This window comes from Chryseobacterium pennipullorum, assembly GCF_003384725.1.
GTDB lineage: Bacteria > Bacteroidota > Bacteroidia > Flavobacteriales > Weeksellaceae > Chryseobacterium > Chryseobacterium pennipullorum.
This window is the reverse complement of sequence record NZ_QNVV01000007.1, coordinates 65,631-86,517: the sequence shown is the minus strand read 5'-3', so window position 1 is coordinate 86,517 and position 20,887 is coordinate 65,631. Positions and strand designations below refer to the sequence as shown.

The 20,887-nt window shown below is 39.7% G+C and carries 15 protein-coding genes; 12 read left to right on the top strand and 3 right to left on the bottom strand.

The window, feature by feature from the left end; translation table 11 throughout:
* Positions 1–44: 44 nt before the first annotated feature.
* The 3 genes from DRF67_RS09680 to DRF67_RS09670 all read left to right on the top strand — a co-directional run bounded on the left by DRF67_RS09680 (position 45) and on the right by DRF67_RS09670 (position 8,750).
* Complete coding sequence (locus DRF67_RS09680; protein ID WP_115928101.1) at positions 45–2,405, top strand: choice-of-anchor L domain-containing protein; 2,361 nt, start codon at positions 45–47, stop codon at positions 2,403–2,405.
* Positions 2,406–2,575: 170 nt separating this feature from the next.
* Complete coding sequence (locus tag DRF67_RS09675; RefSeq protein ID WP_115928100.1) at positions 2,576–6,154, top strand: choice-of-anchor L domain-containing protein; 3,579 nt, start codon at positions 2,576–2,578, stop codon at positions 6,152–6,154.
* A 229-nt stretch (positions 6,155–6,383) separates the two neighbouring features.
* On the top strand, positions 6,384–8,750 hold the full coding sequence (locus DRF67_RS09670; RefSeq protein WP_115928099.1) for a choice-of-anchor L domain-containing protein: 2,367 nt from the start codon (positions 6,384–6,386) through the stop codon (positions 8,748–8,750).
* Between the two features lie 112 nt (positions 8,751–8,862).
* On the opposite strand, the gene rsmA is transcribed toward DRF67_RS09670, so the two are convergent.
* Positions 8,863–9,633 carry a 16S rRNA (adenine(1518)-N(6)/adenine(1519)-N(6))-dimethyltransferase RsmA gene (rsmA, locus tag DRF67_RS09665; RefSeq protein WP_115928098.1) on the bottom strand — a complete coding sequence of 257 codons (771 nt, stop codon included), beginning with the start codon at positions 9,631–9,633 and terminating at the stop codon, positions 8,863–8,865.
* A 91-nt stretch (positions 9,634–9,724) separates the two neighbouring features.
* On the opposite strand from rsmA, the gene DRF67_RS09660 reads away from it, so the two are divergent.
* The 7 genes from DRF67_RS09660 (at position 9,725) to DRF67_RS09630 (ending at position 15,293) form a co-directional block, all read left to right on the top strand.
* Positions 9,725–10,624: a cell division protein FtsX gene (locus DRF67_RS09660; RefSeq protein ID WP_115928097.1), complete on the top strand. Its 900-nt coding sequence runs from the start codon at positions 9,725–9,727 to the stop codon at positions 10,622–10,624.
* A gap of 1 nt (position 10,625) precedes the next feature.
* The gene (locus DRF67_RS09655; protein WP_185142087.1) at positions 10,626–10,922 is read left to right on the top strand and encodes a DUF3098 domain-containing protein; all 297 of its coding nucleotides are present in this window, start codon (positions 10,626–10,628) and stop codon (positions 10,920–10,922) included.
* 95 nt (positions 10,923–11,017) lie between these two features.
* Positions 11,018–11,836, top strand: coding sequence for an undecaprenyl-diphosphate phosphatase (locus DRF67_RS09650; RefSeq protein ID WP_115928096.1), 819 nt, complete (start codon positions 11,018–11,020; stop codon positions 11,834–11,836).
* Positions 11,837–11,857: 21 nt separating this feature from the next.
* A complete protein-coding gene (truB, locus tag DRF67_RS09645; RefSeq protein WP_115928095.1) occupies positions 11,858–12,556 on the top strand; it encodes a tRNA pseudouridine(55) synthase TruB in 699 nt (232 codons plus the stop codon).
* Positions 12,553–13,137, top strand: a complete 585-nt coding sequence (locus DRF67_RS09640; RefSeq protein ID WP_115928094.1) for a hypothetical protein — start codon at positions 12,553–12,555, stop codon at positions 13,135–13,137. Before truB ends, DRF67_RS09640 begins: the two co-directional genes overlap by 4 nt.
* Positions 13,137–13,859, top strand: a complete 723-nt coding sequence (gene rluF, locus DRF67_RS09635; RefSeq protein WP_115928093.1) for a 23S rRNA pseudouridine(2604) synthase RluF — start codon at positions 13,137–13,139, stop codon at positions 13,857–13,859. The genes DRF67_RS09640 and rluF overlap by 1 nt, the downstream gene beginning before the upstream one ends.
* A 210-nt stretch (positions 13,860–14,069) precedes the next feature.
* The gene (locus tag DRF67_RS09630) at positions 14,070–15,293 is read left to right on the top strand and encodes a YncE family protein (RefSeq protein ID WP_115928092.1); all 1,224 of its coding nucleotides are present in this window, start codon (positions 14,070–14,072) and stop codon (positions 15,291–15,293) included.
* Between the two features lie 101 nt (positions 15,294–15,394).
* Here the strand turns inward: DRF67_RS09630 and DRF67_RS09625 are convergent, their stop codons facing one another.
* Positions 15,395–16,654: a ComEA family DNA-binding protein gene (locus tag DRF67_RS09625; protein WP_115928091.1), complete on the bottom strand. Its 1,260-nt coding sequence runs from the start codon at positions 16,652–16,654 to the stop codon at positions 15,395–15,397.
* 190 nt (positions 16,655–16,844) lie between these two features.
* The gene (locus DRF67_RS09620; protein WP_115928090.1) at positions 16,845–17,189 is read right to left on the bottom strand and encodes a MerR family transcriptional regulator; all 345 of its coding nucleotides are present in this window, start codon (positions 17,187–17,189) and stop codon (positions 16,845–16,847) included.
* A 210-nt stretch (positions 17,190–17,399) separates the two neighbouring features.
* On the opposite strand from DRF67_RS09620, the gene DRF67_RS09615 reads away from it, so the two are divergent.
* Together DRF67_RS09615 and DRF67_RS09610 are read left to right on the top strand one after the other, a co-directional pair.
* Positions 17,400–17,921 (top strand): hypothetical protein, encoded by a 522-nt coding sequence (locus tag DRF67_RS09615; RefSeq protein WP_115928089.1) that lies wholly within the window; start codon positions 17,400–17,402, stop codon positions 17,919–17,921.
* A gap of 262 nt (positions 17,922–18,183) precedes the next feature.
* Positions 18,184–20,874, top strand: coding sequence for a reprolysin-like metallopeptidase (locus tag DRF67_RS09610; protein WP_115928088.1), 2,691 nt, complete (start codon positions 18,184–18,186; stop codon positions 20,872–20,874).
* The last annotated feature ends 13 nt before the right edge of the window (positions 20,875–20,887 follow it).

Below are 20,887 nucleotides of genomic sequence, written 5' to 3'. Positions count from 1 at the left end.
TTTGAACAAATAATTTTGCTACATTTGGGCAAATGAAATAAAAAATGTTGAATTATAGAGTAAAAAACTATTTTTTTCTTTTTGTCTTTTTATTGGCTTCTGTTTCTGTCTTTTCTCAGACGGCTCCCAACAGAAAACCTAAAAAAGTAACCCCTACGGGGGCCAGCCTTAGAGCCGGAGAGTTTATCGATGTGAATGTACCGCCGTATCCTGCTTCCAATTACACCCCGGAACAGCTCGTGAAAGATATTCTGATCAATGGCGGAACCAACTGTACGGCAGCAAATGTCACGAATGTAACTGTTTCTCCTAATCATGCGGTAGATAACCCTAACCGGTTTTGGGGATATTTCAATAAAGGAACAGCCAATTTTCCTTTTACCGATGGAATTGTACTCACTACAGGAAGCGCAACAGAAGCAGGGAATGAATTTATAGGATACCTGGGAACGGGAGTAGGCTCCGGAAGTGATCCGGATCTGGTGACCGCGACCAATCCTCCATACAATTTGCTGGACGCAGTAGCCCTTGAATTTGATTTCGTACCCAATTCTACCCAGGTTAAGTTTAATTATATATTTGCTTCTGAAGAATATACGTCCAACTTTCCGTGTGACGGATATTCCGATGCTTTTGCTCTATTGCTGAAAAAGGCCGGCGATCCTACCTATACCAACCTGGCTGTACTGCCGGGAGGTGCAGGACCTGTAAGTGCTACCAACATTGTACCCGCAGGAAATGGGTTTAGCTGCGGACCTATCAATGAAATGTATTTTGGAGGAATGAACAGTCCGCACGTTGCCATTAATTATAATGGAAGAACAACTCCATTGACTGCTGTAGCCGACGTAATTCCCGGACAAACTTATCATTTTAAAATGGTATTGGCAGATGCAAGAGACTCTGGTCATGATTCTGCAGTTTTCCTGGAAGGAGGTTCTTTTGATATCGGAATTAAAATTGTTGATGAGACCGGTGCTGCTTTGCCAGCCAGTATCAATATGTGTGACAATACTCCCAAACAACTTAAAGCCCAGGTAGCGTCCATTCCGGGAATGACTTTCCAGTGGTACAGAGATAACGCTTTGATACCTGGGGCTACCAATGCAGTATATATCGCCAACCAGCCGGGAGTTTACTCCGTAAAAGTAATGATCCCCGGAAATCAGTGTCCGGGAGAAGCCACCATTACGATTGTAGGCGGAACAAGTCCTACCGTACAGAATGCAACCGTAAAATTGTGCTCAACACCGGATATGAATACTTTTAATTTAGAAGATACCAAACCTTTGATCAGTACCACTGCAGGAGCGGTATTCCGTTTTTATGTCAACCAGGCAGATGCCCAGGCTCAGAATAACAGCTATATTACCAATCTTACCAATTATAACGGAACAGACGGCCAGGTTTTATATGTATTGGTTTCCAACGGGGCTTTTTGCAGCAGAATAGCCACCCTGACTCTACAAAAAGAAGAAACACCTGTAGCGAGTTTGGTGGCTTCAAAACTAAAGATCTGTGTGGGAGAATCTGTATTGCTTACCGCTTCAGGAGGCGTCACTTATGAATGGAGTGATTCTTCTTCTACAACCGGTGGAATCAGAACGTTGAGTCCTACTCAGACAACAACCTATACCGTATATGCAGTGGGAGCGCAGGGATGTAAATCTTTACAGCCGGCTAGAGTGACTGTAGAAGTTGTACCGGCTATTGTTTCTACGTTAAAAGGTGGCCATATTTGTGAGGGAGATAAGATCATTCTCGATGCTGGTTCAGGACCTGACTATACCTATGAATGGAGTACAGGTGAAACTACCCAGACCATTATGGTAGATAAACCGGGAGAGTACAGAGTAACCATAAGCAATGGCGTATGTTCCAAAGAATTCAGAACAGAGGTGATCAAAGCTGTTGTTCCTGAAATTATTAAAGTGGACTACAATGATAACGGAACTATGATCCTTACGGCCAGCAACCCGAGCAACGGAATATTAGAATACTCGATAGACAATGGAGTTACATGGCAGTCTTCCAATGTATTTAACAATGTTCCTAAGAATAAAATAATCTCTATCCGGGTGAAAGTTAAGTTTACAAGCTGTGTAGGCTTCCTTGAATTCTTTACATTCGTGATGAAAAATGTCATCACCCCAAATGGTGACAACATCAATGATATTATTGATTTCAGAGGGATAAGCGATTACAAGAGTTTCAGCGGACAGATTTTTGACCGTTACGGCAAAGAGGTTTTCAAAGCAGCGAAAATAAGACCCTATTGGGATGGATATTTCCAGGGCAAGCGACTGCCCACATCTTCATACTGGTATCAGGTAACCTTTGAAGATCCTGCCAGCAAGCAAATAGTGGTAAAAACGGGCTGGATCCTGCTTAAGAATATAGAATAGTTTTGAACTATATATTGAAAGACTGACTGTTTTGTCAGTCTTTTTTTATTATTTTCAAATAAATAAAGTTGATATTCTACCATAAATAAATTTGTATTTATGATAATGTAAATTATGTTAGCATGAGTTTCAATGAAAAAAAATAGTATTTTTGTTTAAAATACTATAAAATGTTAAATAGGAGGATAGGAAATTTATTTTTAGCTATATTTTTTGCTTTTATCGGAAGCCTTGTTTCTGCTCAGAACAGAGGACGGGAAGAGATCGCTAAAAAACCTAGTGCTGCTTCTATGAGAGCCGGTGTTTTTATAGATGTAAATGCTCCCAGCTATCCTGAATCCAATTACAGCATTACACAGCTGATCAAGGATGTCCTTATTTCCGGAGGAGGGTGTGCTACATCCAATGTAAGCAACGTCACGGTATCTCCTAATCTGCAACCTGGGAATCAGAACCGGAGCTGGGGATATTTCAATAAAGCCAACACCAACTTTCCTTTCAGTAAAGGAGTGATCCTTTCCACAGGATACGCCACTAAGGCAGGAAATGTTTATCAGGCCGCTTTAAGTGATGATCTGGCTACAGGAGGAGATGTAGATCTGGCTACTGCATTGTCAATTGCTAATTCCAATCTTACGAATGCTACCTATATAGAATTCGATTTCGTGGCTGCTTCTACTGAAATTACTTTCAGATACCTGTTTGCCTCCAAAGAATACCAACAGAATTTTCCATGTACCATTACCGATGGATTTGCTTTACTGCTAAAAAAAGTAGGTGATCCGAACTATACCAATCTGGCCGTACTTCCGGGAGGTGCAGGACCTGTGAGTGTGACCAATATTCATCCCGCCTATCAGAACTGCGGACCTAAAAACGAAGCCTATTTTGCCGGAGTAAACAATCCGCAGATTGAAACCAATTTCGATGGGCGTACTATTCCCTTAACAGCAAAAGCAACCGTGATTCCGGGACAGACCTACCACTTTAAAATGGTCCTTGCAGATTATCAGGACCCCAACTTTGACTCTGCAGTGTTTCTGGAAGCAGGATCATTTGATATCGGCGTAAAGATTCTGGATCAGACAGGCGCACAGCTGCCTGCTTCAGTGAATATGTGTGATAATACCCCACAGACTTTTACCGCTTCCGTTCAGGCTCCTAATGCCACCTATGAATGGTTTTTGAATAACAATCCTATTGCCGGGGCTGTTGGCGCCAGTTATACGGCCACCCAACCCGGAGTATATAAAGTAAAAGTGTATATCCCCGGAAATAGTTGTCCTGGGGAAGCAAGCATAACTGTTGTTGGTGGAACTTCACCTACGGTACAGAATGCCACGCTTACCGCCTGCTATACGGCAGGAAATGCTACCTTCAATTTACCTTCAGCAGAGGCTTCAATAAGTACAACTCCAGGGATTGCATTTTCATATTATACCACACTTGCTGATGCTACAGCCGGAAATGCAAGTACAATACCAAATCCCGCAGCTTACTCCAGTGCAGGAGGGCAGACGGTGTATGTGAGAGTTACTAAAGGTTTCTGTTTCAAGGTTGCGGAGCTCAAGCTTATAAAGGCACCACAAATGACAGCATCTGTGGCCCCACCGCCGGGACTAACCTGTACGAATTCACAGATCACCCTGAATGCTTCAGCTTCCGTTTATCCGACAGGATCAACTTTTAACTGGACCACAACCGGCGGAAATATTGTGTCAGGAGGAACTACCCTGAACCCTGTGATCAATGCACCGGGAACCTATACATTAACGATAACAAAAAATTACCAGCCAGGAAATATCAACTGTACAGCAGTTGCCAATGTGACGGTTACCGGAGACAGTGCTCCACCCGTTACCGGGCTTACGGCAAGTAAAATAAAAATCTGTAAAGGAGAATCAGTTACATTAACAGCTTCAGGTGGGGTTACCTATAACTGGACGGGCCTTCCCGGAACCGGAAATACACAGACTGTATCACCTACAGCTACTACAACCTACACGGTTACAGCAGTAGGGGCCAACGGATGTGTTTCCCAGAATCCAGGTACGATTACCATTGAGGTGTCAGAACCTTTTACAGCACAGAATGCAACGCTGCATAAATGTTATCAGCCGGGACTTGCTTATGACCTTACAGAGGCGGAATCTCAGATCACTACAGCTGTAGGCATCACCTTTACGTATTATGTTAATCTTGCTGATGCCAATGCCGGCAATGCGAGCTTCATTACAAATACCACCAGCTATTCTCCACCGGGAAATCAAACCATCTATGTGCGGGTAAGCAACGGAGGTTGTACCTACGTGGTTTCTTTACAATTATTGAGAACTGCAGTGACCACCCTTACCATAGCTGCGCCACAGGTGATCACGTGTACTACACCACAGGTGACGATTAATGCCTCTGCTTCCGTAGTCCCTCCAGGATCTACCATTGCATGGACAACAACTGGAGGAACTATTGTGTCAGGAGGAAACACTCTTAGCCCTGTAGTCAGTGCAGGAGGAGTTTATACCTTAACGGTGACCAATGTTTCCCAACCGGGAAATTTAAGCTGTACCTATACTTCTGACGTCAATGTACAGGAAGATAAGGTTAAGCCGGTTGCTGCCCTGGTTTCCTCAGTGACGAGAATATGTGAAGGTGAGTCGCTGACACTTACCGCTTCGGGAGGAGTCACGTATAACTGGGGGAATGGTCTTACCGGGAACGGAAGTACCCAGGTAGTGTCTCCTACCAGCACAACGGTGTATACTGTATATGCTGTAGGGGCTAACGGATGTATTTCAGCAACGGCTGCAACGGTTACAGTTCAGGTAGGACCTCCTGTTGCCGGCATTGCAGCTTCTAAAACAAAAATATGTGCAGGGGAATCGGTAACGCTTACCGCAACCGGAGGAATTACCTATAATTGGGTAGGACTTACCGGAAACGGAAATACTCAGGTTGTTACTCCTACTGCCACTACAGAATATTCGGTATTTGCATTGGGAGGAAATGGATGTAGCTCAGTGGTAGCAGCTAAAATTACCATAGAAGTGGTTCCTGCTATAGTTTCCACGCTGGAAGATGTCTTTGCGTGTGCGGGAGATCATGCCACACTGGATGCAGGTGCAGGACTTAATTATACTTATCTCTGGAATACGGGGGCAACCACGCAGACCATTACAACCAATGTTGCCGGAACGTATACGGTAACGATCAGTAATGGCGTTTGTTCAAGTGTTTTTTCAGCCCAGCTGATCAATCCGGAGCTGCCACAGTTTACAGATGTGGTCTATAACAACCATATTCTTACCCTTACAGCAAGTAATCCCACCAACGGTATTCTGGAATATTCAATAGACGGTGGCGTAACATGGCAGGGATCCAATGTTTTTTATAACATACTGAATAATACCATGTACCATCTGATGGTAAGGGTAAAAGATGCAAAATGCGGTACTTCACTGAATTATTTCACCCTGGTGATTACCAATGTCATCACACCGAATATGGATGGGGTTAACGATACAATAGATTTCTCAGGAATCAGCGGCTATAATAATTTTGCAGCATCTATTTTTGACAGATACGGTGCCGAGGTTTTCAAAGCAAGTAAAAATGAGGTGATCTGGAGAGGCTCTGCAAAAGGCATAAACCTTCCTACCGGTACATATTGGTACAGAATACAGTGGGAAAACCCGGCAAGTAAAAAACTGGAACAGCGTTCAGGATGGATCATGCTTAAAAACAGAAATTAAAATATTCGTAAAATAAACGATACACAATAAAATCTTTCAGAAATGAGAGATTTTATTGTTTTATATTATATGTATTGTCTTTTATGGATTATTTAAATGCTGTTTAAGTGGATTTTTTTTAATTAATAGTCTGTTAAGTGCCTTGTAATTTTGTTTTTTTAATATAAAAAAAGCAAATATGTATATGGTATGTTTAAAAAAAAATTAAATTTGTTGAAACAAAAATATTATGAGAAGATACCTACCGCTTTGTTTATTTTTTTTAGTCGTCTCGACATTTTTATTTTCACAAACCCAAGGACCCCGGAAACGCGTACAGGAAAAAATTACAGAAGCTTCCAGAAGAGCAGGAGCTTTTATCGACGTGAATGCTCCGGGATATGCAGAATCTGCTTTTTCTATAGAACAGCTTGTAAAGGATGTTTTGATCTCGTCAGGAACCAATACCTGTGTTACTCCTAACGTAACCAATGTAAAAATTACGCCCAACCATGCAGTAGGTGAGGCAGACAGAGCCTGGGGGTATTTTCATAAAGCGGCTACCAACTTTCCTTTTAAAGATGGTATTGTGCTTTCTACAGGATATGCAAGACAAACCGGAAACAGTATTGAAACCGGAAATCTAGGAGAGGTAAATGGTGGAGGTTCTGATCCGGACCTGGCTCAGGCTACTGGAGTTGCAGCAAGTTCTTTAAATGATGCTGTTCTTTTGGAATTCGATTTTGTACCTACTACTTCTCAGATTAAATTTAATTATATATTGGCATCTGAAGAATATTATGAAGGGTATCCATGTACCTATGCAGATGCATTTGCTATTTTATTGAGACCTACTTCGGGAGGTCCTTATACCAATATGGCGGTTCTTCCTGCAGGAGCAGGCCCCGTAAGTGTTACAAATATTCACCCTGCCATTACCGTTTATCCGGTCTGTGGAGCGGTCAATGAGCAGTATTTTGGCGGTTATAATACAGCCAATACGGTAACCAATTTAAATGGAAGAACAATCCCTCTTACCGCTACCGCAACCGTTACGGCGGGACAGGAATATCATTTTAAAATGGTCATCGCGGATTTTAGAGACCATAGTTTTGATTCTGCGGTATTTCTGGAAGGAGGATCCTTCAATATCGGGGTAGAACTATTGGATCCCAATGGTACAAAACTGCCTTCAGATATTAATGTCTGCGATAATGAGCCTCAGGTGATTACAGCTTCTGTAAGTGATCCCAATCTATTGTATAAATGGTATTTTAATGGAGCAGTAGTTCCTAATGCTACGACCAATACCATCACGGCAACACAGCCGGGAACTTATACCATTGAAGTGAGCCTTCCCGGAAATCCATGTCCGGGCACAGCCTCGATAGTCATCCATGGAGGCACAACCCCGCAGGCACAGGATGCAACACTCCTGCTTTGTACGACGCCTGATATTACCACTTTTGATCTCAGTACCATCATGCCTTCTATCAGCCCGACTCCCGGCGCTATATTCAAGTTCTATGAGAACCAGGCTGATGCTATTGCTCAGAATAACAGCAATATTCAGAATATATTAAACTACAACGGAAATGACGGTCAGATTCTTTATGTCGTCGTTTCAAACGGAGGTTTCTGTAGTAAAATGGTGGAATTGACCCTGCTAAAAGAAGCTACTCCAACCGCGAAGGTAAAATCTTCCCGAATTCAGATATGCCCGGGTGAAAGCGTAACCCTTACCGCTGAAGGAGGTGAATCCTATGTTTGGAGTAACTTCCCGGGAACAGGGAATACCCAGACCGTTACTTTATACCAGACTACGGTATTCACCGTTTACGCAGTGGGGGCAAAAGGATGCCGGTCTCTGAACCCTGCAACCATTAGAATAGAAGTTGTTCCTGAAATCACCTCTCCTTTAGCGGACGTTGAAATTTGCGTTGGAGATAAAGTGACTCTGGATGCCGGAGCCGGTACCAATTACAAATACCTTTGGAGTACAGGAGCTACTACCCAGAAGATAGAGGTAGATCAATGGGGAATTTATTCCGTAGAGATCGATAACGGAATTTGTAAAAAGGTGTTTCCTGTGAAAGTAATGGGAGCAGCTACCCCTTACGTAATCGCTGTCAATTATGAAGGATCTAAAAGAACCTTAACCATCACTGCCGAAAATCCACTGATGAATAATACGCCAAGCACATTGGAGTATTCTATTGATAACGGAATTACATGGCAGGATTCCAACATATTTACAGGCCTTTTAGAGAATACAAACTATACTATTCTGGTAAGAAGGGTAGGGACACACTGTGTAGGAAGTCTTGAATTCTTCACTCTGCACATTAATAATATTATTACACCGAATGATGACGGGATCAATGATGTTCTGGACCTGACTGCCCTTGGTGCATTCAATAATTTCAAAGGATCCATCTATGACAGATACGGTGTTGAAGTATTTAAATTTTCAAAAGAAAACCCGATTTGGAACGGAACGGTAGCTGGGAAGAGACTTCCAACTTCTACCTACTGGTATAAATTTAACTATGACTATCCTAAATCAAAAGCTCAGATGAACTGGTCCGGATGGATTATGCTTAAAAACAGGGAATAAAAAAATAAAAACAGATAAAAAAGCCTTTCAAATAAGTTTGAAAGGCTTTTGTTTTTAGAGGAACTCATTTCCATAAAAAGTTTCCCGTAAAGGAGCTTGTCCTGCTATATCTTTATTGATTTTGTTTCCAGAGATCAGCAAAATGAATAAAGTCGGAAACACTCAGTTCTTCAGCTCTCTTGTCCAGAAATTCGTGACCTTTTAAAGCTTCAGGAATATTTAAAGATTTCAGTGCATTGGAAAGCTTTTTCCTTCTTTGGTTGAAACCGGTTTTTACAATCTGCTTAAAGAGAACCTCATTGCCTGCCAGGCCTTCTTTAGGGTTTCTTGTGAGTTTGATCACCCCGGATTTTACTTTTGGAGGGGGATTGAAAACGTTTTCATGTACAGTGAACATATATGATACATCATAGTAAGCCTGAATAAGGACAGACAATATTCCATAGTCTTTTGTCCTCGGAACTCCTGCGGTTCTTTCAGCCACTTCTTTCTGGAACATTCCTACCATTTCCGGGATCCTCTCGTAGTGGTCTACGATCTGAAACAGAATCTGTGAAGAAATATTATAGGGAAAATTACCGATGATGGCGATCTGCTCATCTTTGATAAAACTGAAGTCCTGCTTCAGAAAATCCCCTACAAAAGTATTTTCATTGACTCCGGAATAATTCTTTTTCAGATACTCTATGGATTCGGTATCAATTTCGGCAAGGTAAATATTCTGATCTTTTTCAAGAAGATATTTGGTAAGTACGCCCATTCCGGGACCTACTTCCATGATATTATTATAGTTCTCAAAACTAAGACCTTCTACTATTTTTCTTGCGATATTTTCATCGGTCAGGAAGTGCTGCCCCAGATGTTTTTTTGCTTTTACACTCAAAGTTTTTTATGATTTTATTAACAATGATTTTCTTTATTTCGTCCCAAATTTCGGAAGTTTTTTTCTATTTTAGCCAAAAATTTTAATATTAATGGCTAAATCTGTAGATGAGTTTAATAAGAAAAGGCTTCGGTCCAGCAATATTACAGTAGTGATAAGTATTGCCTTAGTGCTATTTTTGTTGGGATTAATGGGGCTTATTCTAATCAATGCCCAAAAGTATTCTGACTATATCAAAGAACAATTGGTGGTGAACGCCTACTTTGATGAAAACTATGATGCTAAAGATTCTTTAAAGATTGTAAAACTGGAGGAGGAAACTTTTAAAAAAGTACAGACATTAGCACCTGTAAAGAAGGCTACCTATATTTCAAGAAGTATGGCGGCTACAGAAGCCAAGAAAAGTATGGGAATCGACAGCGATGCGTTGTTTGAAGAAAATATTTTTCCTTCATCTATAGAAGTGGCTTTAAAGCCGGAATACGTAGATCCGGCGAAAATCGATGAGGCGATCAAAGTGATCAAATCAGTTCCAGGTATTGTAGACGTCAAGAATGATAGTACATTGATGGTGGATGTGTACAATAACCTGAGCAGAATCTTAAAATGGATTTTTGGTTTCTCACTTCTGTTCCTGATACTGGCAGTGGTATTGATCAACAATTCTATCCGTCTGAAAATATTCTCCAAGAGGTTTATCATCAAAACCATGCAGCTGGTAGGGGCCAAAAGAAGATTTATTCTCAAGCCGTTTATCATTGAGGCTGTTGTATTAGGAACCATCGGGGCTTTTATAGGTCTTCTGGCATTATTTGGTGTTTGGTATTATTTCACAAATCAGATCGGATCAGCATTTGTACAGGATAATCAGCAGTATTTCTGGTTGGTGTTATTGGTATTCGGAGTAGGTATTTTTATCACCGTTCTCAGTACCATTGTGGCAACCTGGAGGTTCTTAAAATCTAACGTTGACGATTTATATTACTCTTAAAATGAGCAAAAAAATAAATAAATTTTCCGCTTCAGACTATGGTAAAGAAGCTGAAACTGCACCCGAAAACACATTTTATTTCGGACAGCAGAATTTCAAATGGATGCTGATCGGATTGGCATTTATTGTCGTTGGTTTTCTCCTTATGATGGGACCCGATGCCAATACAGTAGATGGTAAATTCGATCCGAACTCCTGGAATGACGATATTTTTTCCATCAGAAGAATCAGAATCGCACCCCTGTTTGTTGTCATAGGTTTTGTCATAGAAGTGTATGCGATCTTAAAAAGAAAATAAATAAATTTTTATATTTTGAGATTAAGAGATTAAGAAATTGAGAGTGATATATTCTGAATTTCCGGATCTCTTAATCTTTTAATTTTTTAAAGAATATGGATTTAATCAAAGCAATTATTATTGCCATCGTAGAAGGTTTAACAGAATATCTTCCGATTTCTTCTACTGCCCATATGGGGTTTACAGCAAGTCTTATGGGACTGGAAGAAACTGAATTTTTAAAAATGTTTCAGGTATCCATACAGTTTGGAGCAATTCTGTCAGTAGTCGTAGCATATTGGAAAAAGTTTTTTGATTTAAAAAATATTCAGTTTTACTACAAACTTGCATTTGCAGTAGTTCCGGCTTTGGTTTTAGGGTATTTGTTTGATGATAAAATTGAAGCAGTACTGGGCAATCAGATTGCAATCTCTTCAGTTTTAGTGTTGGGTGGTGTTGTTTTGCTGTTTGCAGATCAATGGTTTAAGAACCCTAAAATAGATGATGAAAAAGGCATTACAATAAGAAATGCAGTAACGATAGGCTTCTGGCAATGTCTTGCGATGATGCCGGGAACAAGCCGAAGTGCAGCTTCCATTATCGGTGGAATGGCCCAGGGTCTGACAAGAAAAGCTGCAGCGGAGTTTTCTTTTTTCCTTGCTGTGCCTACCATGCTGGCGGTAACTGTATACTCTGTTTTTGTGAAAACATGGGGGAAGGAAACGGGTAATCCACAGAAAGGATACGAAATGATTATGGAATCACAGGACCATATTATGATTTTTGTGATAGGAAATGTGGTGGCATTTATCGTGGCACTTATTGCTATCAAAGCATTTATAGGGGTACTTAATAAATATGGTTTCAAGCCTTGGGGATGGTACCGTATCTTTGTAGGAGTAGCTTTGCTGATCTATTTTTATTTCTTTAAATAAAAAATATTCATTATTCTACTCATGACAGCTGAACAACTGCAATCGGGATACGTTTTTTTATTGGATAAGCCTTTGGACTGGACTTCCTTCCAGGCTGTCAATAAAATGAAATACAAATTGAAAAGGGAGTTTGACCTTCCTAAAAAATTTAAAATCGGACATGCAGGAACCTTAGACCCAAGGGCTACAGGACTTCTGATTGTCTGCTGTGGAAAATTTACCAAAAAAATTCCTGAAATTCAGGATGCTCCCAAAGAGTACTGGACAGAGATTAAAATAGGAGTACAGACGGAATCTTATGATACGGAAAAGCCTGAAATCCTTCACCAGGATATCTCCCATATCTCTGAAGAACAGGTAAAGGCAGCGCTTGAGAAATTTGTTGGAGAAATTGAGCAGAAACCACCGGTTTATTCCGCTATAAAGATTGATGGGGAGAGAGCTTACAATCTCGCAAGAGCAGGCGAGGAAGTGGAGATGAAGGCCAGAAAAACAACCATTCACTACCTGAAGGATATTAAGATCGATTTCCCTTTGGTAAGCTTTACGGTTGGATGCTCAAAAGGAACTTATATCAGAAGCCTCGCACATGACATAGGGCAGGAATTGGAAGTAGGAGCATATCTGACGCAATTAAGACGTACAAAGATTGGTGATTACAGTATCGAAGAGGCTACGGAAGAATTTTTAAACAATGATTTTAGATTTGAAGGCTTATGAATATAAAATTATCCTTTTTCTTAATCATCTTTACATTTCACAACGCTTTTTCACAGAATGCTGAAGGCAGAAAGTCCAAGATGGATTTCTATTTTAATCCGTCACTGAACATAGGCTTTAATATAAAAAGTAAGCAGGATCATAATACGAACAACTCGCAGTATATTGAGCCAAGATCTAATCTGGGTAAATTTATGTACGGTGTTACAGCAATAGGAGGATATCATTTTATTCCTAATTTTGCACTGGGAACCGGATTGAAATATAGCTTTGCCCAGGATAATTACCATCTTTTGTACTGGGTGATTCAGCCCAAGATTATTTTCTCTCCGGGAGATCGTCCTTTTTATATTGATATTAATTATGGAAAACAGCTTAATCACTCAGTGGTTTCAGGTACTGAATTTTGGGGAGGCAGATTGGGAATGCAGGTTTCCTATTCCAAAAGACTAAGTCAGGAAGGAGGCATTGTTTTTGAAGCCCACCGATTAAAAAATCAGGACAATGGTTTTTTCATCGGATTAAGCTATGGAGTTACAATTTTCAGCAATAAAAATTATACCGGTTACGGACAAGACTAATGGAAAAGACGCGTATCAATAAATATTTATCAGAAGTAGGATACTGTTCCAGAAGAGCAGCTGATAAACTTCTTGAAGAAGGAAGAATAAAAATCAACGGCAAAATTCCTGAGTTAGGAACAAAAGTTTCTGATGACGACCTTGTGGAAGTGGATGGGAAGCCTGTGAGAGAACCACAGGAAAAGCCTGTATATATTGCTTTTAATAAACCGGTAGGGATTGTTTGTACGACCGATACCAAACGCGAAAAAAATAATATTGTAGATTATATCAACCACCCGCAAAGGATTTTTCCGATCGGAAGACTGGATAAGCCTAGTGAGGGACTCATTCTTCTGACCAGTGACGGTGATATTGTCAATAAAATTCTCAGAGCCAGAAATAATCACGAGAAAGAATACCTGGTTAGGGTAGACAAACCCATCACACCAAGATTCCTGGAAAAAATGAGAAATGGAGTTCCTATCCTGGATACAGTAACGAAAAAGTGTGAGGTTGAGAAAATTGATGAAATGAATTTCAGAATTATTCTTACGCAGGGGCTGAACAGACAGATTCGCAGAATGTGTGAATACCTGGGCTATGACGTGAAAAAACTGAAGAGAATCCGTATCATGAATATTAAGCTTGATCTTCCTGTGGGGAAATGGAGAGACTTATCTGAAGATGAGCTTACCACATTGAACTCTTTACTGACAGATTCCAGCAAAACAATCGATTAAAAACCATTAAAATATTTCCAGAAAGGGCTGTTTTTATCCTTTCCAATAATACTGAACATGTTCTGTATTGTAACCTATTCCTGTAGGTCTAGCAACAGGATCTATAATTAACTTTTTATTTTATATTTTTCACTCAACGGTGTAATATGTAGTATATTTTCATGTAAAATATATTATATTTACGATAGTAATAACTATAACCTGAAAACCATGAAATTAAAATTTAAGAAAGTTTTATTGTTTGCTATTTTGGTAATATATACTAATTGTCAAAATGACAACCATAATCCGGATTACTCCCGTGATTCTTTGTTTTATATCGACTACAGAAGTTTAAACGGATCGCCTGACGGAATCGCGGTGATAGAGCTTGATCCCGAAGTTCCTAATTTTGGGCATATCAGCAGTAAACTTGAACTCGGTATAGGGGTATTACCCCATCATATTTATTATGATTATAAGGCAAACAGAATGTTCACCACTGCTTTGGGAGGCAGCTATCTTTATGAAATAAAAACCGAACGGGATCAGTATGGGCAGGCAAAATTAGTACATGCGACCCCTATAGATACTGGTGAGAATACCGTAGGCGAAAATTTATTCTTTACCAATGACGGAAGATATTTCATGACCTTTATGGGGGGAGCAGGAGGTCCGAAAGACGGCAGTATCGGTGTTTTTAATGCGAATAACAACCAGCTTATCAAAACGATTAAAGCCCCCATTCAAGCTGATCCCAATCAATTTATCATGTATCCGCATGGGATTTCAATCAATGAGGAAAAGGGGTTAATGATGGTAACCTCAACCATACATCCGGATCTGACTACAGGAATGGGAAATACCTGCACCTTACTGGATCTGAATACCTATGAAATAAAGAAAACCTACCAGGTAGCAGACTCACCTACTGATATGTCCGCTCCCGTGGAGGTTTTATTACTGCGGGGGAAATTTCCACAATATGCCCTGGCTACTACGATGCTCGGCGGTGATATCTGGATTGCCCCATACAATGCTGCCACCAATACCTATGATGCCTTTACTAAAGTGTTTGAAGGAAGTACAATGGGATTAGGCTGGACGCTCGAAATGTACATTGATGATAGCGGTAAACTGTATGTAAGTTTTGCTGATCCCGGAAAAGTACTGGTCTTTGATTTGAGCAACCTCCCTCAATTAAAGCTCCTGAAAACCTTTACCGCAGATAAAGGAGCCCATCATATGGCCTTTTTCAAAACCAGATCAGGAAAAGAGGTTGTAGCGGTACAGAATAACCTGCTTAATATTCCTGACTTAAATTCCGGGACCATTAGCATTATTGAACTCAGTACAGGGAAAAAATTGGGTACCGTCGATTTGCGTGCCCGTTATGGAATGCTTCCCGAATCCATTGAAGGAACCAATGGCCCCAGCAGTTATATGCATCATTGACAGGCCGCGTTTCTAGCGATAAGCTATTCCAAAAAGACTTACCTTTTTGGAATAGTTTTTTCCGGAGATCAATTGAATTTTTAGCCCTATTCAACCTTACCTTAGGGAATGTATAATTTCATTCTTGTTTCATACTCCGGCTTTAATTTTAAGTATTTCCATATTTTCCTGTCATCCGGGTAGGTGATGCGGTAAAAAATGATCTTGTCCGCAGAATACTTGAAGTACGGATGATTTTTAAGCCATTCCTCAGGAGCATCCGTTAAAGAATATTTGGGAACACCGGAAGTGTCCAGCTGTGCGATTGAGATGAGCTTTTGAACCAGTTCTTTATCGATATTATAGGTATCTAAAATCTGCTGCTTATTGACAAACCCTCCCAGTTTCTTTCTGAAGCCAATGATGGAACCTGCACTTTTTTCATCCAGACCAAATTCCAGTAGCTGCTTAAAGGTAAGGGTATTAAGATCCGCTGTTGAAAAATCAGTTTTTTCCTGTCTCATTTCTCCATTTATTGTAGAAACAGGTTGCAGTTTCATATAGGGCTTTAATTCCTCAAATTTTTCTGCCGAGATGACAAAGCATTTCTGAATCTCCTCCAGGCTTTTAAAACTGCCATGTAAATTCCGGTCCCGGTAATTAACGATCGTCATCGCTTGCTTTTCAGAAAATCCAAGTGATCTCCACCCGTTGACGTCCATCTGGTTCGGATCAAAAGTATAATACCGGATGTTTACCTTATTTTTGGAATTTTCAGGGGCTTTTAACGGCAATAATAAGTAAGATTCCAGCCTGTTATAGTTTTCTGAAGAAATGATAAAGCATTCCCTGAATTTTTCTTTGCTGAGAAAACTTCCTCCAAGGTAATTTTTATATTTTAAGATAGCATCTGCCTGTTTTTCACTAAATCCCATCTGCACCCAGTCTGCTTTGGATGAATGATCAGGATTGAATTTACGGGAAATAGTAATGGCCTTCTTTTCCGAAACACCTGATGAAAATGAGACTTTCTTCATTGTTTCCGGCAGAAGAATAAAGTGTTCCAGCTCGCTGAATTTTTCGTCAGAAATAGCATAGCATTTTTTCAGCTGCTCTTTTGAGGTAAAGATACCGCCAACAATATCTTTATATTTTAGAATGGTAGAGACCTGTTTCTCAGAGAATCCGAGTTCCTGCCATTGTGCTCCATTCAAAGTGTTGGGATCAAAATCGGATATCCTGGCAGAAGGTGAAGTATTTAAAACAAATTTTACTTCAGGGAATGGTTCTCTTTCTCTGCTCGTGTATTTCTGGTAGGCCAAAAGAATGGTCAGCAACATGACCATAAATGCCATTTTCTGGTAGTCGCTTTTTCTTATCATAGGAGTAAATCTATTGATAAAAACAGAGCATTACAATAATGAAAGGAGGATTGCTTGAATTTGAATTATTGATTGAATATAAATGCTTTAAAAAAATATTTATAATTCCTTAATGTTAGAATTATTTAAAGAGGAAACTACAAAAAAAAGCACCCTGACGGATACTTTATGGAAATTTAACTATACTCATTTATTCGGAATCTTTTTCCCCAAGAGATTCTTTTAGTTTCAAAAGTTCGGCCTTTACAAATTCGAGCCGGTCAATAAGGGTAATGGTTTCAGAAATTTTGCTGTTCGTCGTCAAAGCAACACGGGCACCGTCCAGGGTATATCCTTTTTCTTTGACGAGATGATAGATCATCTGCAGATTTTTGATGTCTTCAGGCGTGAAGTACCGGTTTCCTTTTCTGTTTTTTTTAGGTTTAATAATAGGGAATTCCTGTTCCCAATAACGTATTAATGAAGTGTTTACATCAAATGCTTTAGCGACTTCCCCTATTGAATAATACAGCTTATCAGGTAAATTTATTTTCATTGTAAGATTCCTAAAGTTCAAAGATAAAAATTTTTTAAAGTTGTATCCAAAAATATCTTTAAAACTGCTGTATGACTTTTGTTTAAGAGGGAGGTGAAAATTTTATTCAAATATATCTCAAAAATAGAAAGAAGATTGTTTTTTTTAATAACTTGGTGAATCTCAAAACACGATAATGATATGAAACATTGTTTTTTAATTTTAGTGTTCATGATTCCTTTCTCAGGATTTTCGCAGTGGACACCAACCAACCTTGGAGCCAGGAAAGTCAAAGAATCACAGGAAAAACTGGAATTTGCAGCACTGTACGTCCTGAATGCGGATCAGTTGCGGCAGAGTTTAAAAAATGCTCCCCTGCGTTTTTCGAGTGAAAAAGGAACCTTCATTTCCCTTCCGACTGCCAGTGGAAGACTGGAACATTTTCAGGTATGGGAATCCTCCAATATGGCTCCGCAACTGCAGGCTAAATATCCAGATATCCGTTCTTATGTGGGTACAGGAGTAGAGGATCCGACTGCCTATCTGAAGTTCAGTATATCCCCGGTTGGATTTTCTTCCATGATTACCCGTTCCGGTATTTCGGAATTTATCGAACCCTACACAGAAGACCGAACCGTTTATGCAGTATTTGATTCCAACGCAAGAAGGGGACAGGATAAAGTACCATTTGAAAAAAGCAATCTCAATGAACCGCAAGAAAAACCAGTGAAAAAGAAAAGGCGCTGTAGATAAAACGCAGGAAAGGTGTAATTTATAATTATTGTTATTGTTTTGTGATTGAAAATCAGATTGTTTTAAATTTGGTTATTAATATTTTTCTATATTATTGATTATTTAGTGCAATAATTTTAATATGACTGCATTGTTGTTAATATTTTAAGTTAATAGTATGTTTTGTTGATTATTGTTCATTTTATATAATGCTTTGTTGATTTTTATTCTATTTAGTTGCTTTTTTTTTATTAATTTGGCATGATTAAAAAATCACACTACTATGAAACATTATTTCTTTATTCTTTCCCTGTTGATTCCTTTTTTAGGATTTTCACAGTGGTCGAGAACTGAGCTCCGATCTCAGAAAGTAAAAAAATCACAGGAAAAGCTCGAATTTGCAGGGCTTTACACATTAAATGCCGATCAGCTGAGGCAAAGCCTAAAAGATGCTCCTTCGCGTCTTTCAAACGGCAAAGGAGTGATTATTTCATTACCTACTGCTAAAGGACAATTAGAAAAGTTCCAAGTTTGGGAATTTTCCAATATGGCTCCCGAGCTGCAGGCCAGGTATCCTGATATTAAATCCTACGTTGGAACTGCATTAGAAGATCCGACAACATATTTAAGGTTTAGCGTGTCTCCGGTAGGGTTCTCTTCTATGATTACCCGTTCCGGTATTTCAGAATTTATAGAACCGTATACAGAAGACAGAAAGGTATATGCTGTTTTTGATTCCCATGCAAGAAGAGGACAGGAAAAAGAGCCTTTTGAATGCGGTACTCCAGATGTTCTGGAGAAAAGCGCAATAGAAAATAATAATACTGTCAATAAAAAGACAGCAGGCTTTAATGTTTTCAGAATGGCACTTACCTGTACAGGAGAGTATGCACAGTATCATCTGACAGTGGCAGGAACTCCGTCAACAGCAACAGAGGCCGAGAAAAAAGCTGTAATTATTGCGGCTATGAATGCCAGTTTAACCAGAATGAACGGCGTTTTCGAAAAAGATTTGTCACTGCATTTTAATCTGATAGATAATAATGATGCTATTGTATTCCTTGACCCGGCAACAGATCCATTTGATGAAACAGATACAGATGATACTAATGATTATGATAATGCAGGTGCATATTATGCTATATCTGCACGTATTCCGGCCGGAGATTATGATATGGGGCATTTATTAGATAAAAGAAATGCCAATGGAGTTGCTTCATTAGGAGTGATATGTGGTAATATAAAAGCAGCCGGATATACTTCATGCAATTTTCCTGAGGGAGATACTTTTGATATAGATTATGTAGCTCATGAAATGGGACATCAAATGGGAGCAAATCATACATTTACCGGATATTTAAATGGCTCAGGAACTTCGGAAGTAGAGCCGGGAAGTGGAACTACCATTATGGCTTACACAGGAATTTTTGGTGGAAATAATGATGTTCAGTTTAATTCCAATGATTATTTCCATGCTTTTAATGTTACCGAAATTAAAAATAAAATAAACATTGTTTCCTGTGGTGTTAATACACCTTTCTCAAATCCTGCACCTAATGTTAGTGCAGGAGCAGACTATGTTATACCAAAATCTACTCCGTTTGTATTGAAAGGAACGACCACTGATAACAACACTGCTTCTTACACCTATACATGGGAGCAAATGGACGCTGGTACGAATGCACAGACAGGGGTGAACTCCAGTGCTTTTCCTACAAAGCCAGCGGGTCCAAACTTCAGATCATTTTCTCCTGTGAGTTCTCCTGTACGATATTTTCCGGATTTTAATACTGTGTTGGCAGGAGTTCTTAGTACTCGATGGGAGTCGGTTTCTAGTGTAGCAAGACCACTTAATTTTACATTAACTTTACGAAATAACAATCCAATAAGCCCACAAACGGCCAAAGATAATATGTTGGTAACCGTGGATGCTGCATCGGGTCCTTTTAAAGTGACAGCTCCAGCCTTCGGTCAGACATTATCCTCCGGTGGTACATTTACCGTAACCTGGGATGTTGCCGGCTCAAATGCTGCACCGGTGAATACGGCCAATGTAAACATCAAATTCTCTACAGACGGTGGGCAGACGTTTACTACCATTGCTGCCAATACGCCTAACGATGGGAGTGAGCAGATTACAGTTCCTGCCGGATCTACGTCAGCAAATGCTTTTATTATGATAGAGGCTGTAGGGAATGTCTATTATGCGGTAAGCCCAAGTTTTGTGGTGGATTATAATGTTACAGGTGAAAACTGTACAACGTATACTTATAGTGGAGATCCTGTGCCGGTTAAAGACGGTCCTGGTGGTTCCGATATATCTTCACCTATTGTAAAAATTCCTTTAATGGTTAATAATTCAGGAACTATTACCAAAATTAAAGTTACACCTGCTGTCACCCATCCGAATGTAAGGCATCTATCTTTAGGCATTGAAAGCCCGGTAGGATCCTCTGCCTTGTTCTGGAACAGAAGCTGTAACAATAGTTCCGGAATTACAGCTGCATTCAGTGATACCGGAGCTGCTGTCGTGTGTGCATCACCGGTGCAGGGAGAAGTTAAATCATATGAAAGCTTAGCTATTTTTAAAGGACATAAAGCTCAGGGAGAATGGAAATTATTTGCTTCTGATAATAATCCGGGAAGTGCCGGCACCATTACAGGATGGTCTCTCGAAGTGTGTACTCAGGAAACTGAAGCGTTAAGTACACGGGAAACCTCTTCTCCAATAGCAGATGACATTAAAATTTATCCTAATCCAAGTGATGGTAACTTCTTTATCAAATCACAAAATATAAAAGGAGATATCAAAGTAACGATGCTTGATGCGAGCGGAAGATTGGTTTATTCTTCTGCGTATAAGACTGTAGGTAACGATACCAAAGCATTTAATGTGAATGTACCGAAAGGAGTATATGTGATCAGCATTGATTCTTCTAAAGGAATATACAACACTAAACTGATTATCAAATAATCCAGCATCCTAT